Consider the following 15,210-nt stretch of genomic DNA (forward strand, 5'->3'; position numbering starts at 1 on the left):
CTTATTCCTGTTCTTGTTGGGAAGCCTCACGACGCTCATCTGCACCTCGGCGATTGTCTCCTTCTATAGCTTGAATAGGAGCAATATCCTGTGTGGTTTCAAGGGCACCGAGGTAATTGCCATCCTGGTCACGTACTGCAAAATAACGGATATAAAGAAACTTGCCATGCAAGTGAATCCAAAACTCATAGGAGTCACGTGCTCCGCTCTTAAAGTCGTCAAAGACCTGGTGTACCATCGCTTGACTACGGGGAGGATGGCAGTCATATACATCACGACCAAGACAACTCATAGGACGAGGAAAGGCGCGGGTATCGCCATGGCTAAAATAGCGGGTTTTGTCGTCTGCATCTACAAAAGTAATGTCTAGAGGAATTGTGTTAAGAACAGCGTCAAGTTGTGCGGCAGTAAACTCACCAGTAGACAGTTTGATTTTCTCGACAGTTGTAGCTGTTTGAGCTTCTGCTGTAGAAGTATCACGATTCTTTTCCATCTCACGTACAGCCGCATCGGCTAAATCCATCGCACTTGCTCGCCATTTTGGAGGTTGGGCAATAAACGCCCAGCCGTATTCTTCCTCCTCGTTTGCAATTTGAGTCCAATCGCGTGCTGTGAGCGTTTCTAAAGATAGGGGAATGAGTACATTTTCTTCTTTACTTACCATGGATTCCATACCATCAACGGCTTTAGTTAACGGTGTGGACACGAGTTGAATAAAGCATTTAGCGGGAACCAATAGCGCACGTTCAGAGCTGTGACGTGCGGCAACAAGCGCTTCTCGGACTTCATCATCCTTAGCCCACATGACTTTGGAAGGGCCAGAAATGTCATTTTTTTCCAGGTAGGGGAAGAGAAGTTCTTCCTTGCGTTTGTAATGAATGGATACAGGAGCAAGAAGTTCAATATCATCTACTATTTTTTGTGCAAGCTGAGGATCACGTACATCTTCACTCATGGCGTTTGTTTGCTCAATATCTGCACGTACTTGGGTGATAAGTTCAATAATCTTCTTGTTTTCTTCGCGCATGGTGTGTACGGGATGACCAGGTTTTTCTTCGGGCGATCCAGATAGCGGAGCACAGCTTATAGCACCCTCAAATAAGCTTGCATGCACATCGCATAACTGTTGCACGCGTTCAACAGGGGTGCCCCCAGCAATAAGAGCTTGCTCTGCTTCAGCAATTTCTGAGCCAGTTACATTGGCAAAAGCAGCAGCAAAATCTTTTTGTACCTGGTCGAGGGATTCTCCCTTATCCAGTCGTTCAAGATAAGAACTGAGAAGTACTTTGCGCTCTGCAGCAGAAGCGGGTTTTGAAAAAATGAAGTCTTTAGTGGTAGCCTCTTCCGCGGTCTTATCTGTGAGTATGTCTATCCGAGCATTTACAGAGGAGGCAAGCTGCACGCCATCTTCGTCTAAGACGGTAAAGCCAGCAGTAATAAAAACATCAACAACATCAGACAGTTTGAGTTGCTTGTACTCGCAACCGCGAGGGATAGTCATAAAACGACCCATAGATTGAAGACGTCCAGGCTTGGTAATTTCGTCAAAACCAATATGAGCCATAAGTTCTTTAACTTCGGGATACTTCTTGCATATATCGTACACGGATGATGCAAGAGAAATAGTTTTATCCATAGATGCTCCTTAGGGTCAATGACTTGCAAGGCTGCGCTTGCCATGAAACTAGTCTCAGTTTACGAGCAGTATTTTTATCAAATACTATGGGCGCCCAACGTTTACATTTTCTCACAAAGATTCTGTATATCCTACCTCTATAGGGGTATTAAAGAAACGGCATACATAGGGGAGGAAGGTGCAGATAAAAGCCATTGTGCTCACACCAGCACAAGAAGTTTTTCACATTTTTAAAAAAGATACTGTACAAAAGTTAGTCATGGTGTACTATACGGATTATAAAAAATTAAACAACGGTGACACTTTAATGCGATGGATGGCAAACTGCAGGTAAAACGCAAGTCACCGGGTAAAGAGGCGATATTTTTATGAGCGAAATCATTGATGTTCTTGCACGCGAAGTACTTGATTCCCGCGGCAACCCTACCGTTGAAGTGGAGGTCCTTTTGGAGGACGGCGCTTTTGGTAGGGCAATGGTTCCTTCTGGTGCATCTACTGGTGAGTTTGAAGCGGTAGAGCTGCGCGATGGTGATAAGAGCCGTTATCTTGGCAAGGGTGTTCTTACTGCTGTTGCTCACGTAAACAATGAGCTGCACAGTGCCATTGTTGGTATGGATGCAAACGATCAGCGTGCTGTGGATGCAGCTCTTATTGCTGCAGATGGCACTGACAATAAGGGTAACTTTGGCGCTAATGCAATCCTTGGTTGTTCGTTGGCTGTTGCCCGTGCTGCTGCTCAGTCTGCTGGTTTGCCTTTGTATGCTTATTTGGGTGGTGCAAACGGTCATACTCTGCCCATCCCCATGATGAATGTGCTTAATGGCGGTGTTCATGCAGATAATAACGTGGACTTCCAGGAGTTCATGATTATGCCTGTGGGTGCCCCTAATTTCCGTGAGGCTTTGCGTTGGTGTGCTGAGGTATATCACACTCTTAAGGATGTTCTTAAGGAGTCTGGTCTATCTACGGGTGTTGGTGACGAGGGTGGCTTTGCTCCTAATTTGGCTAACAACGCGGAGCCTTTTGAGTACCTCATGAAGGCAGTGACTCGTGCTGGCTTTACCCCCGGTAAGGACTTCATGTTTGCTATGGATCCTGCTACCAGCGAGGTATATGACAAAGAGCGCGGCGTATATGTGCTTAAGGGTGAAGGGCGCGAACTTACAAGTTCTCAGCTGGTGGATTACTGGGAGGAGCTTGTTAACAAGTATCCCATTATCTCTATTGAAGATGGTTTGGCCGAGGAAGATTGGAATGGCTGGATTGAGCTTACCCAGCGTTTGGGTAAGCGCGTGCAGCTTGTTGGAGACGACCTATTTGTAACCAACACCAAACGCCTCGAGAAGGGCATCGAGGTAGGAGCTGCAAACTCCATCCTCATTAAGGTTAATCAGATTGGTACGCTTACCGAGACACTCGATGCAATTGAGACGGCAAAGCGTGCTGGTTATACCGCGGTTGTATCTCATCGTTCGGGCGAGACTGAGGATACCACCATTGCTGATTTGGCTGTTGCAACTAATGCAGGCCAGATTAAGACTGGTGCTCCTTGTCGTTCTGATCGTGTGGCTAAGTACAACCAGCTTCTGCGTATTGAGGATGTGCTTGAATCCTCTGCAGAGTTTGGTGGTAGCAAGGCATTTTATAACCTGCGTTAATTTGAGTTAATTCGTTTACCCCTGTCGAATCAAGATTAACTCCTCTCCTAAACGTCTTGAGTTCGACCACTTTGGCGCCGGCGGTGTTCCTCCTTCCTTCACCTCCGGCGCTCTTTTTGTACCTATCCGTGGCAATGCTGTGTTGTAGTTGCAGCATTTTGGGTTTGGAGGTTTGCGTGAGCGGTGCCAGTATTTTGAACGTCCGTGGTGACTCAGAGTATGTGTCTTCACTTGCACCCTATGAACCCATGTTATGCCACGCTTTCATTTCTACACTTGTTCGCTGCGCTTCCGGTGTTATTGCAAAAGTAAAGCCTGCGGCATTGTTTAACTTTAGGCCTGAGGCGGCATGTTGCATGTGGCAGGGTTCATACCTGCGAGCAAAAACTTGTGAACTTTTCCGCGTCTCTACGCGAGAAATTTCTGCCTATGGTGTGTCTCTTATGACGGTTGGTAGTTGTCGTGGTCGCGTAGCCATTGTGGCATGGCGTCCTGAGTTGGTGGACAGTCTCCTACAAGATGTAGACATTTGTACATTTTTAGACAAAGCGGGCTATCCAACCACCTCATCTACAGCACTTATGCGTGCTTTTAGGTCACGTCTTGCTCGTTATTATTACGCAAAGTCTGCAAAGCAATCTTCAAAAGATATATCTGTTGAGTTTCCACATGAGATGGGTGTGGTGTTTGGATATCCGCTTGAGGATGTGCTGGGTTTTATACATAAACAACCCCATACCTGTAGGGGTGCTTGGTGTGCGTATGGAGATGCTGAGCTTGCACGACAACGGTTTATGCAGTTAGCGCGCTTTGAAGGAGCTTGTTTAAAGCGTTTTAGATCAGGTAGCAGCCTTGTGGAACTTCTTGCTAGATAGATTGCATAGGTATATTCCACAAGTTCATGCAGGCACATTGCAAAGTTGTTAGACGGCAAAAAGGAAAGCCGACTACATAAAAAAGGAGGAAGTTATGAGTAAGGTAGCAGTTGTATTTTGGAGCCAAACCGGCAACACTGAGGCCATGGCACAGGCTTTGGCACAGGGTGCCGATACCGATGCGATTGATTACAGCGATTTCTCTAGTGCTAAGGTTGCTGATTACGACGCATTTGCATTTGGTTGCCCCGCTATGGGTGATGAGGAACTCGATCCCGATTTTGAGGAGTTGTGGGACGAGTGCATTGGTGAGTTTGGCGACAAGCCTGTTGTGCTGTTTGGTTCTTATGACTGGGGTAGCGGTGAGTGGATGGACAGCTGGAAGGAAAATGCTGAGTCTGCTGACGTAAACGTGATTGACACCATCATTGCTAACCTTGAGCCTGAGGGTGACGTTTTGGATGCTCTTCGCACTGCTGGCGAGAAACTCGCTGAGTAGCGAGTTCTTGTACACTGCCTTTTGATGTACTACTTGTACATACTTTTGGAGTAAAAATTATGAGATAAGCCGTCATTCTTGGAATGGCGGCTTATTTTATAAGCGTTGCATATCCCGTAGTGGTTGGCTGCTACAGCATCTTTGTCTGATATAACCCTGCATCTTTAAAGCCTTGTGCACGATAATAAGCACGAGTGCCAATGGAACTAATTACATTCAGGCTGGTATATCCTGCTTGTTTGGCAAGCTTGCTTGCGTGGACGAGCAACCTTTGACCCAATCCCTGATGTTGTGCCGAGGCACCTTCTGTGCCTAATGACAATGCTTGACCATATACATGTAATTCTCTAATCATGGCCTGTCCAGGTTGTGCCAGAAGCTCGTTAATGGCAACATCGCAGTTTCCAGCTTTGAGTTTTTCCCAATGAGGAAGTGAGAGTCTACAAAAACCAGCAATCTTATTGTCTGGTGTGACCCACTGCAAAAAATGCTCATCACTTACTGCAGTGATATATGCATAATCTTGCAGCTTGAGTTCATGTGCGCTTACGTGTTGCTGATTAATTTCTCTAAAGCGAATTTCCTGCACCTGTGATGCTAGGTGTTTAGTGGATAGTTGTTGTTCAACCATTTGGCGTAGGTTTGTGTGTTTGTTTCCTACCAGGATATCTGTAGAGCTAATATCGCGAATCATACGAGAAATACGTATATAGGTAGGAGCAGTTAGTACGTCATAAACCAATACTTCTACCAACTCGTCTTTTGAGTAGGGTTTCCATGCGCCTGCATCGTATTTTTGAACAAGCTGTGTTCCGTCTACCAGTGCACAAGGGTACAGCTTAATCTCGTCTGGTAAATAACCTGGGTCAGATACAAAGGTATTGAAGTCTTGCTTGTCTGTCTGTGGCGTTGCGCCTAACAGATTAACCATAAGATGCGAGTGAATCTTGAATCCATAGAGACGGATGAGTGAGAATGCGCGTTTAATTTGAGCAGTACTCATCTGTCGTAGATTGGCGTTAAGAATATCTTGATGTGTACTTTGAATACCAATTTGGATTTTGGTACATCCGAGCTGTCTAAACATCCGCAGATTATCAGGAGAGATAGTGTCCGGACGGGTTTCTATAACCAGTCCAACCACACGGCAAGCTGCCGTTTCATTATTGTGTTGCTGACGCAGAAGATCTGCGAGCGTGGCATCCATATATGACCATGCCTCTTGGTGTGGTGCGCTTGTATCGTATAGCTTGTGGAATGCTTGATTGTAACTAGCGCTACCTGCATTAACAGCTGCTTGCTGTGTAGCAACAAAGTTAGAGAGCGCTTCTTCTGTATTTTGTAACCCACAAGAGTGATACCAATCCATGCGTTTTTCTATACGTGCTGGAGAGTTGGGCCATTCATTAAGCGCACGGAACAGTTCGCTTACAAACCAGTATTGGTAGCGTGCAGGATAGTCACTCCAGGTTCCCCCCAGCACAATGAGTTCGACTTTATCGGTAGAGTGTCCCATCTGATGCAATGCGCGTAGGCGTGCAGCAACTTGTATATAAGGATCAAAAAACGCTTGTTCCGCACGTTGGCAGGCAGGCTCATTGGCAATATAGCTTTTGGGCATACGTAGGTCACAAGGGCAATAGATACAGTTGCTGGAGCAGGTGTGTGGCCGTGTAATAACGGTAATGGTGGCTACGCCAGAGGCTGTGCGACGGGGCTTCATACGTACCGATTGCACAAAGCGTGATTCCAGTTCTGGTGTAATACCCCAGGAGTTCCATAACTCTTTATTTTGATCTTTGACCTGCAAAAAATAAGGCAGCACCGCTCGTTTAGGAATCTGTTTTCTTTGGGTCTGATTGGCTTTGCTGCTATGAATGCGCAGCAAAGCTTCAAGTTGATGAGTATCAAGAGCACCGTTAGGTTTATTACGGAGCTGTTGGAGTATGTCTAAAATGAGTTCATTCATACTCGCATTATACGCAGGGGTTGTGTAACTTGCCTATCAGGACACGTAAGCTGGGGTAAAATTCACGTATGAATAGTTCTTACAACACCTCTTGTAGCGTACAAACTGCTCGTCAGCTGAGTTGTATTACCTCTGAGTTCTACAGGCAGCAGGCTCAGAGTTTTTCTGCTACGCGTCAGGCACCTTGGCAAGGATGGCAGCGCTGTTTGGATGCTATGCCACTTTTTAGTGCAGCAGATAATCCCTCCATACTTGATGTGGGATGTGGCAATTTGCGCTTTGCACGTTTTTTGATACAACAAGCAAAAGTTGCGCCTACAGCATATTTTGCGGTGGATAATTCTGAGCTATTGGTACAAAGTGGAACTACAAATATACAAGCTATTTTTTCCAAAGTGGATATAGTAGATAACTTATTGGATGGAACATTAGCTTCTCATTTGAATATGCCGAGCTGTGATCTTGTTGTCTCTTTTGGTTTTATGCATCATGTACCAGGAGCACAAAATCGAATACAACTTTTAAAAACACTGCTACATAAGGTTAAATCTGGTGGGTATCTCTGTGTTTCATTTTGGCAGTTTATGCATAGTCCAAAGTTGGCAGCAAAAGCTTTGCAAACAACAGCGATTGCCCTTACACAATTGCAACTTGATGCTCATGCATTAGAGGAAAACGACTATCTTATAGGCTGGCAAAATCAAACAAATTCTTGGCGTTATTGTCATCACTTTACACAAAACGAGCTTGAAAACCTTCTTGTTCATATGCGTCCTCAAGCCCGCGTGTGTGCACAGTTTAATGCAGACGGTAAAGAAGATAACTTGAATCATTATGTAGTGTTACAACGTTTGTAGTAAGCATCTGGACATACCCAATGAGATGTTTGTTTGGCTACAAAAAATATACATGTATGTGTATAAAGAATCGTATTTTTATGTAAATCTGAGACCTGCAAAAGAAAATATATGTTCACTTATTCATATTTGAGTATACTAGTACTCGTAAGTTAACTATAACTAACTTAAATGCCTCAACATAAGTAAAAAAGTAGGAGTCTATCTGTATTTATTTGAAGTTTCGTAAGGCTGAGCTAAAGCTCAAGCTTCTTTAGTATTGGCAGACCACATGGTATGAGGGGCCCCGCATCGAATGTTGTAACAAGATCAGCTCCATGTGCTGAAAGCAGTTATTCGATGTCTCTACCTGGTTCGCATAGCGTTACTAGCACCACCTGTTCTACCTGTTTTACCGGCACGTATATTTTGTCAGTTATACAGAAAGGATTTGGAGGAAGCATTATGGCTAAGTATGCAATTGCGGGAGGAAAACTTGTTGATGGCACCGGTACCGCCCCCGTTGAGGACTCTTTAGTTCTCATCGATGACGATAAGATTACCTATGCCGGCAAGTCAACCGAGATTCCCGCTGGCTATGAGGTTATCGACGCCACAGGCAAAACTGTTATGCCTGGTTTGGTCGATACACACTTGCATTTTTCAGGTAATCTAACCGATAACGATAACGACTGGGTTATCGAGAGCGTTGCTCAAAAGCAGGCATGTGCTGTTAAGCAGGCATACGATGCATTGAGTCACGGTCTTACTTCGGTAGGCGAGATTGGTCGTAACGGCATTGCTATCCGTGACCTTGTCAACATGGGTGTTATGAAGGGTCCCCGTATCTTTGCAACTGGTCTTGGTTTATGCCGTGTTGCTGGTCATGGCGATTCGCACCATCTACCCCTACAGATTTCAAAGGATTCCCATCCATGGGGCTTCCAAGCGGATGGTCCTTGGGAGTTGCGTAAGGCTATTCGTATGCGCTTGCGTGAGAATCCCGATGGAATTAAGATTTGGGCGACTGGCGGCGGCATTTGGCGCTGGGACTCCGATCGTCTGCAGTTGTTCTGCACGGAAGAGATTAAGGCAATTGCCGATGAGTGCCGCATGGTAGAAATTCCTTTGTGGGCGCACTCGTATAACAACTTTGATGCGGCATATGACTGCGTTCGTTTTGGCTGCACTCAGCTTATTCACGGTTTTGAGCTTGACGACAGGACCATGAATCTCATGGCCGAAAAGGGCACCTTCTTTACTCCTACCATTGGTTTCTTGCCAACTTGGTATTCCACCTATCCACCTGAGTGGACTCCTGAACTTGACAAGTTCCCAGGTGAAACAGTTGTCGAGAAGGGTCTTGAGCGTACCTATGCTAATCTGCGTCGTGCATATGAGCTTAATGTACCTCTTACCATTGGTTCCGACTCCTTCTCCTTTGTTACTCCTTATGGCTACGTTACTATTGACGAAATGTATGCTTTCGTCGAGAAGGCCGGTATTTCTGTTCTGGATACCATCAAGGCTGCTACGCTCAATGGCGCTAAAATGCTTGGTCATGAAGATGAATTTGGTTCTCTTGAAGCCGGTAAGTCAGCTGACGTCCTTGTCGTTAAGGGTGACGTTGTAACTAACCTTCATAACCTTACGCCCGATAACATGGATATCATCATGAAGGAAGGCGACATTGTTGTTAAGGACGCCCTATAAGGTTGTTTTTTAGGGTTTTTACTGGACCTCGATGTCTTTAGCGTGTCGATGGGGCATCGAGGTCTGGTTGATTTTCCTTTTGCGATAATTCGCATTGGCGATATACAAAGTATTCATTTATTGGGCTCTTTGATTACATTCAAAGAATAAGGGGTTCACATGACCGATACAAAAAATGTCAAAATCGCTCTTATTACGGGCTATCTCGGTGCTGGGAAAACTACGGTACTCAATCGCATTCTTGCTAATAGCGAGGGTGTTCGAGCAGCTGTTATTGTTAATGATATTGGTGAGATAAACGTGGACGCTAGTCTTATTAAAGAGGGAGGCCTTGCCGATGGTGACGAGGTTATTCCACTGACTAATGGCTGTTTGTGCTGTACCCTGTCCGATGATTTGAACCTTCAGCTTGGTGATATAGCTGATTCGGGTGATTTTGATTACATTTTTATTGAGGCGTCTGGCATCTGTGAACCTATTCCTATTACTTATACTCTTTCAACTTTTTGCAATCAGAGCAAAAAGACGGATAAGCATGCTCATCTTGAACTCGATAACATTGTGGCAGTGGTCGATTGCGCTCGCATGTATGACGAGTTTAATGGAGGTAAGGCACTTCTTTCTGATTCTATTGAGGAAGATGATCTTGAGAATTTGCTTATTCAACAAATTGAATTTTGCTCCACCCTCATCCTCAATAAGAGTGATTTGGTTACCCCAGAGCAGCTACGTGAGCTTAAAGCTATTATTCGCGGCCTGCAGCGTGATGCAGTTATCGTTGAGGCAGTAAGGGGAGAAGTCCCCATGAGCGAGCTTGTTAACACTAATCGCTTTGATTTTGATAAGGCCTATCGTTCTGCTGTCTGGATGGATGCAATGGAGCATCCAGAAGAGCACGATGACCCCGAAGTTTTAGAATACGAGATCTCAACTTTTGTATATGACCGCCGCCGTCCCTTTGATGTTGACCGCTTCAATGATTTTGTGAGCAGTTGGCCAGAAAGCATCATCCGTGTAAAGGGAAAAGTCTGGCTAAACTGCGATTTTGATATGAGCTATGTGTTTGAGCAGGCAGGAAAGCAAGTTCAACTTTACGAGAATGGCATTTTCTATGATTCATTTTCGGAAGAAGAGAAGCAACAAATACTTCTTGAACATCCTGAATTGCTTGAAGACTGGAGTTCCGAATATGGTGACCGCATGACTAAGCTCTGTTTTATTGGTCGTCATATGGACAAGGATGAGATTATAGCCAAGCTTGATGCCTGTCTTACTGAGTGGATACACTAGGTAAGAATGCAGCTTTAGTCACTGGTGTCTACATCAAGCACAGCACTAATGCGATATGTGGGAAATGCTTGTTGGACCTCGCTGATGATTTGGTCAAAAAGTTTTTGGCGGTCAGAAGCTCCAAAGTCAATAATGATGTCAAAACTCATGCGTTTCTCGACTTTATCTAGATGGAAGCCGTGCATTTGAATGACATTATCGTGAGCCATGACTAATCGGGTGACTTCAGAACGGATTTGTTTTGCCTCATCATCAGTAGTGTTTTGTGAATATATTCCTACAGCTGCAAGAATAACGCGACCATTAGTTTGTTCGTATACATCATGCTGGATTTTACGCGTCAGTTCATCGATTTGCGCCGCACTTTTTGTGTCAGCAAGCTCTATGTGAATGGAGCCGATGAGTGATGTGGGACCATAATTGTGTAAATCAAGGTCATATACACCTAAAACACCCTCTGCAGACCGAGTTATTTCCTTGATCTGACGCGATACATCCGCATCAATGCGCTCGCCTAAAATTTGACTGAGCGTCTCGCTGAGCATGTCAAAACCTGCTTTAACAATGACGCCTGCAATGAGCAGGCCAACCCAGGCGGTTAGATCAATGCCATAGCCTAGGTACATGAGGGCAGCAAACAGTGTGGATGCGGTAAGAACAGCATCAAAGAGTGCATCAGAACCCGAAGCTACTAATGAGTCGGAATCAACCCTTTTACCAGTGCTTTTAACGTATGTTCCAAGCACTAACTTAACAACAATGGTGCTTACAATCACAATCAGAGTAGGTATGCTATAGGAAACCTGTGTGGGTAATGATAGCGTTTTACCAGACTCAATAAGTGAGGTAATGCCTGCATAGAGCACAATGAGGGAAATGATTGTTGCCGTAAGGTATTCAATGCGTCCATATCCATAAGGGTGAGCTTTGTTTGCGGGACGTCCTGCAAGCTTAGTGCCCACAATAGTAATAACAGAACTTAGTGCATCAGATAGGTTGTTTACGGCGTCAAGTGTAATAGCAATAGAGCCGGACAAGGTGCCTACAAATGCTTTGACTACAGCAAGCAGTATATTTGCCGCAATGCCCACAATGCTCGTTCGTACAATAATATGCTGACGTACTTGAGAAGAAAGACTCGAGCTAAATGCTGCTCTCGTCTGCTCTTCTGCTTTAGTTTGTGCTGCCATACGCTTATTCCTCAATAGAATGAGAAGCCCGCACGCTTGCAAGAACTTTATCGAGTAGGCGGCGGAGTTCTGTGGCTTCGCTTACTGTGATGTCAAAACAATTACCCATAGCAGCAGGAATCTCTTGAGCTTGTTTCTTGAGGTCACTACCAATTTTGGTGAGTTCAACGGTAAGCACTCGCTGATCTTGTACGTCATGATCACGCTTAAGTAAACCCTTTGTCTCCATCTTGCGCAATAAGGGAGTAAGGGTGCCAGAGTCTAAATAGAGGCGTTCCCCTAAAGATTTTGCTGTGGTCTTTTTGGTTTCCCAGAGCACCATCATCACAAGATATTGCGTATAAGTAAGGCCAAGCGGCTCCAAAAATGGTGTATAGCGACGCACCACTTCTTTAGAGCTGGCATAAAGAGGGAAGCATAGTTGATTATCTAGTTTGAGCATCTGCTCTGTGGGGATATTTGTAATATCAGGCATTAGAGTTGAGCCTCCACCGCTGCTTTTACCTCAGTCATATGTACTGTAGGCTCAAAGCGAGCAATCAGATTACCTTCACGATCAATTAAGAACTTGGTAAAGTTCCACATGATGTATGCCTTATCACCAAATTTCTTGTTATTGACTGCTGCAAACTTTTCCAGGCCTTTAGCTTTAAGTCCCTTACCAAATCCTTGGAAGGGCATTTGAGTTGCAAGGGAAACAAAGAGAGGGTCGGCATTCTCACCGTTTACGTCAATCTTCTTGAATTGAGGGAATTCAGTACCAAACTTCATGGTGCAAAATGCATGAATCTCATCATCGGACTCAGGAGCTTGACCTGCAAATTGGTTGCAGGGGAAGTCGAGAATTTCAAAGCCTCGGTCACGGAATTCTGAGTACATTGCCTCGAGGTCTTCATATTGAGGGGTAAAGCCACAACCTGTTGCAGTGTTTACTACCAGCAAAACCTTATCTTTATAGTCAGAAAGAGTAGTAGTGGTACCATCAGGATTGGAAACAGTAAAATCGTAAATAGCCATGGAATATTCCTTTCTTTGTGATGACACAGTATTAGCGTGTGCCTCTGTTTGTTGGTTCTATTTTAGTTGTGTACAACCTAATTGTGTACAACTTTTTTGTGAAAGAATAATTCCATCATTTGTTCAAGGCTTTAGAGTGAGTGGACCAAGACTTCCGTTACTACCTTGTTAGTGGGAGGATCCGTCCGAAAGCACACCATAGTTTGCAACAATCTTAAAACCAATTTTGAGATATACGCTTGCTGCAAGGGGATTATCAAAATAAAGTACTAGGTTTTTAAATCCAGCCTCTTTGCAGATTCGACAAAGTTGTTTGACCGTGTAGGTTGCAAGACCACGATTCCGATATTCCTTGAGTGTTGCCACGCCAATAATCATGGCACCAAAGGAAGATACCGCAGAGATAGAGGCGGTAGATACAAAGACGTTGTCCATTTTTGTGGCAAGTGCAATACAACCATGGACAAGAGATGCACACTTTTTAGAGATAAAATATTCGCGTTCTTCTTGAGGAATGCTTGCAAAGTCAATTCCATCAGCTGCACAAAGTAGGCGATGAAGTTGAGCAAAGTCTTTTGCAGTGGAAAGTTGATACAGTTCTGTATGAGGGTAAGAATCCTGCTGGGTATGAAATTCATCACAATTGAGCGAGGCAAGCTCTAAGGTACGTAAGGAATAAGCATCGAGCTGTTGTTGCAAGTTTTGTAAAAGTGTAGGGTTGCCATTGATATATTTAATACCAACATGTTTCTTGCTTTTGATGACTTCTATGATTTCCGCAGTATGCTCGATTGGTGCATCGTAGGAGATGACCATATTTTTTCTTAAAAGCATAATGATGGAAGTTCCAAAAGCATTAGCAATCTTCCATGTTTCAAGCTCTTTTCCGATTTCATACATATGTAAGTTGGAGAGAAGATATAAGTTCAAATCTGGATGAGTTTTTAAGAAGCCAACAAGTTGAGCTTTGTCTTGTTTGCTACATTTTGAAATCATGGCTTACCTCCAGACTCTATAAATGGCACTAGGATAACAAAAAACCTCCTACCAAAAGGTAGGAGGTTTGAAAGTTCTGGTGGCGGGGAAGGGAATCGAACCCCTGACACGAGGATTTTCAGTCCTCTGCTCTACCAACTGAGCTACCCAGCCATGCGCTGCTTTAATGTCAGCTCAATAAATATAGCAAACTCAGGCAGAACGTCAAGTCTCATTTTTGTTTTGATGCAAAACTTATGTCTTAGGTATCCAAACCTTTTCAACGAGTTTTGCTGGGACAGCAACGGTAGCAGCACGACGCTTACGTTCTTTATACTCGTTCATCTCCTCAATAGAAGGAGGTGTAGGGGAGTTAAGAATTTCTTCGTAGTTTGCTGATGGAACAGCAATTTGCTGTAAGGACTGCGCAATTGTTTTGTTAAGTGGCGCTAATGAATCAGAAACTATCTGACCTATAAGGGCTTTAATAAATTCAAAAATGACGTCCTTATCGGGATCTTCAAGAGCATTAACCGCCTCCCAAATTCTGCGTATACCATCGGCGCCAGTATTGGCAAGCTCATTGGTGGTAGTAGCGCCACAGGCTTCAATGCAACCAAATAGCATGTCGGCAAAGTGTTTACGTTCATCTTTTGTGCGTTTTTCGACAACCTCGTTGAGAAGTACGCATACATGCTGTGCGGCAATAGATGGGGTATTGCTATATACGAAGTGTGGACCTAATACCTGCCAGGTAAAGGCATCGTGTTGCATGATATCTGCATCTGATGTTTGTGCGTGGATAACCTGAGGGGTGGCGGCATGGTGCATAAGACCACTTACAATGCAGTACTCCGGTGTGAAAAGGCTAGTTTTATTAACGAGTGCTTCAAGTTTGGAGAAGGGGACAACATCTTCCAAAAACCCTGGTGCATCATTGCACCACAGCTTGGTTATGCGCTTTTGAGTTGATGTATTTGCCATAGCTGTGGCATAAGCAGCTAAGTTACCGCCCTTAGAATGGCCTCCCACTTGCAACTTTCCAGAAACACTAACGGCAATGCGAGACAGGTACTCTACTGCATCAGTCTGAGCAGCCACCGTTTGGAAGCTAATATTGAGGTCTTCTCGCCAGCCATGAATGGTTCCGTCAGTACCACGGAAGGCAACGTAGTAACTGCCGTTGGGCAATGCAAAGCTCACGGCACCAAATTGTTCTTGCGTCTGAGGATTGTCTTTTTCCTCATAAAAACCAACTCGTACATTTTTAAAGCGTTTAGATGCGGCTGCTTTTTGAAGTAAAAACGAGGTATAAGTGGATACAAATCCGCTCGCTTCATACAGTTGTTCTTTACTGTGGCTGGCAAAGTACTTGGCACTTACGTCTTGGAGGGTATCTGATGGTGTTGGGGCATCCATAGGTGCGCTACCTGCAAGATCCAGATAGGATAGCTGGGACAAAATAAGATTATCCACTTCATTAAAGGGAGAGCCAGCAAAGCTCACCTCGCCAAACCAGTCCAAATAATCAAGTATATTTGCCATGATAGTG

13 protein-coding genes and 1 tRNA gene are annotated in these 15,210 nt (G+C 44.5%); 6 read left to right on the forward strand and 8 right to left on the reverse strand.

Annotation, left to right across the window (positions count from 1 at the left end; all coding sequences use genetic code 11):
* Position 1 precedes the first annotated feature (1 nt).
* Positions 2-1,636, reverse strand: a complete 1,635-nt coding sequence (locus G469_RS0104160) for a DUF438 domain-containing protein (protein ID WP_028263975.1) — start codon at positions 1,634-1,636, stop codon at positions 2-4.
* A 368-nt stretch (positions 1,637-2,004) separates the two neighbouring features.
* On the opposite strand from G469_RS0104160, the gene eno reads away from it, so the two are divergent.
* The 3 genes from eno to G469_RS0104180 all read left to right on the forward strand — a co-directional run bounded on the left by eno (position 2,005) and on the right by G469_RS0104180 (position 4,668).
* Entirely contained in the window at positions 2,005-3,294 is a 1,290-nt protein-coding gene (eno, locus tag G469_RS0104170) for a phosphopyruvate hydratase (protein ID WP_028263976.1), read from the forward strand.
* A 176-nt stretch (positions 3,295-3,470) separates the two neighbouring features.
* Complete coding sequence (locus G469_RS08905; RefSeq protein WP_028263977.1) at positions 3,471-4,169, forward strand: DUF3793 family protein; 699 nt, start codon at positions 3,471-3,473, stop codon at positions 4,167-4,169.
* A gap of 94 nt (positions 4,170-4,263) precedes the next feature.
* Entirely contained in the window at positions 4,264-4,668 is a 405-nt protein-coding gene (locus tag G469_RS0104180; RefSeq protein WP_028263978.1) for a flavodoxin domain-containing protein, read from the forward strand.
* Between the two features lie 130 nt (positions 4,669-4,798).
* Here the strand turns inward: G469_RS0104180 and G469_RS0104185 are convergent, their stop codons facing one another.
* On the reverse strand, positions 4,799-6,637 hold the full coding sequence (locus G469_RS0104185; RefSeq protein WP_028263979.1) for an elongator complex protein 3: 1,839 nt from the start codon (positions 6,635-6,637) through the stop codon (positions 4,799-4,801).
* 68 nt (positions 6,638-6,705) lie between these two features.
* Here G469_RS0104185 and G469_RS0104190 point away from each other — a divergent pair, with 68 nt between their 5' ends.
* The 3 genes from G469_RS0104190 to G469_RS0104200 all read left to right on the forward strand — a co-directional run bounded on the left by G469_RS0104190 (position 6,706) and on the right by G469_RS0104200 (position 10,476).
* Positions 6,706-7,494, forward strand: coding sequence for a class I SAM-dependent methyltransferase (locus G469_RS0104190; protein WP_028263980.1), 789 nt, complete (start codon positions 6,706-6,708; stop codon positions 7,492-7,494).
* Positions 7,495-7,938: 444 nt separating this feature from the next.
* Positions 7,939-9,186, forward strand: coding sequence for a metal-dependent hydrolase family protein (locus G469_RS0104195; protein WP_028263981.1), 1,248 nt, complete (start codon positions 7,939-7,941; stop codon positions 9,184-9,186).
* A 159-nt stretch (positions 9,187-9,345) separates the two neighbouring features.
* Complete coding sequence (locus G469_RS0104200; RefSeq protein ID WP_028263982.1) at positions 9,346-10,476, forward strand: CobW family GTP-binding protein; 1,131 nt, start codon at positions 9,346-9,348, stop codon at positions 10,474-10,476.
* Positions 10,477-10,490: 14 nt separating this feature from the next.
* On the opposite strand, the gene G469_RS0104205 is transcribed toward G469_RS0104200, so the two are convergent.
* From G469_RS0104205 to G469_RS0104230, 6 genes are all read right to left on the reverse strand, one after another.
* The gene (locus G469_RS0104205; protein ID WP_084522299.1) at positions 10,491-11,666 is read right to left on the reverse strand and encodes a cation diffusion facilitator family transporter; all 1,176 of its coding nucleotides are present in this window, start codon (positions 11,664-11,666) and stop codon (positions 10,491-10,493) included.
* A 4-nt stretch (positions 11,667-11,670) separates the two neighbouring features.
* A complete protein-coding gene (locus G469_RS0104210) occupies positions 11,671-12,141 on the reverse strand; it encodes a MarR family winged helix-turn-helix transcriptional regulator (RefSeq protein WP_051353758.1) in 471 nt (156 codons plus the stop codon).
* Positions 12,141-12,683 carry a glutathione peroxidase gene (locus tag G469_RS0104215; RefSeq protein ID WP_028263985.1) on the reverse strand — a complete coding sequence of 181 codons (543 nt, stop codon included), beginning with the start codon at positions 12,681-12,683 and terminating at the stop codon, positions 12,141-12,143. The genes G469_RS0104210 and G469_RS0104215 overlap by 1 nt, the downstream gene beginning before the upstream one ends.
* Positions 12,684-12,851: 168 nt before the next feature.
* Positions 12,852-13,679, reverse strand: a complete 828-nt coding sequence (locus tag G469_RS0104220; protein ID WP_028263986.1) for a GNAT family N-acetyltransferase — start codon at positions 13,677-13,679, stop codon at positions 12,852-12,854.
* A gap of 77 nt (positions 13,680-13,756) precedes the next feature.
* A tRNA-Phe gene (locus tag G469_RS0104225) sits at positions 13,757-13,832 on the reverse strand.
* A gap of 81 nt (positions 13,833-13,913) precedes the next feature.
* Entirely contained in the window at positions 13,914-15,203 is a 1,290-nt protein-coding gene (locus G469_RS0104230) for an Mbeg1-like protein (RefSeq protein WP_028263987.1), read from the reverse strand.
* Positions 15,204-15,210: the final 7 nt, after the last annotated feature.

Origin of the sequence: Atopobium fossor DSM 15642 (assembly GCF_000483125.1) — a bacterium.
Lineage (GTDB): Bacteria > Actinomycetota > Coriobacteriia > Coriobacteriales > Atopobiaceae > Atopobium > Atopobium fossor.

Excerpts from the sequence above, each read along its gene's own strand:
- G469_RS0104160 (WP_028263975.1), bottom strand. The coding sequence starts at position 1,636 with ATGGATAAAACTATTTCTCTTGCATCATCCGTGTACGATATATGCAAG.
- eno (WP_028263976.1), top strand. The coding sequence starts at position 2,005 with ATGAGCGAAATCATTGATGTTCTTGCACGCGAAGTACTTGATTCCCGC.
- G469_RS0104180 (WP_028263978.1), top strand. The coding sequence starts at position 4,264 with ATGAGTAAGGTAGCAGTTGTATTTTGGAGCCAAACCGGCAACACTGAG.
- G469_RS0104185 (WP_028263979.1), bottom strand. The coding sequence starts at position 6,637 with ATGAATGAACTCATTTTAGACATACTCCAACAGCTCCGTAATAAACCT.
- G469_RS0104190 (WP_028263980.1), top strand. The coding sequence starts at position 6,706 with ATGAATAGTTCTTACAACACCTCTTGTAGCGTACAAACTGCTCGTCAG.
- G469_RS0104195 (WP_028263981.1), top strand. The coding sequence starts at position 7,939 with ATGGCTAAGTATGCAATTGCGGGAGGAAAACTTGTTGATGGCACCGGT.
- G469_RS0104200 (WP_028263982.1), top strand. The coding sequence starts at position 9,346 with ATGACCGATACAAAAAATGTCAAAATCGCTCTTATTACGGGCTATCTC.
- G469_RS0104205 (WP_084522299.1), bottom strand. The coding sequence starts at position 11,666 with ATGGCAGCACAAACTAAAGCAGAAGAGCAGACGAGAGCAGCATTTAGC.
- G469_RS0104210 (WP_051353758.1), bottom strand. The coding sequence starts at position 12,141 with ATGCCTGATATTACAAATATCCCCACAGAGCAGATGCTCAAACTAGAT.
- G469_RS0104215 (WP_028263985.1), bottom strand. The coding sequence starts at position 12,683 with ATGGCTATTTACGATTTTACTGTTTCCAATCCTGATGGTACCACTACT.
- G469_RS0104220 (WP_028263986.1), bottom strand. The coding sequence starts at position 13,679 with ATGATTTCAAAATGTAGCAAACAAGACAAAGCTCAACTTGTTGGCTTC.
- G469_RS0104230 (WP_028263987.1), bottom strand. The coding sequence starts at position 15,203 with ATGGCAAATATACTTGATTATTTGGACTGGTTTGGCGAGGTGAGCTTT.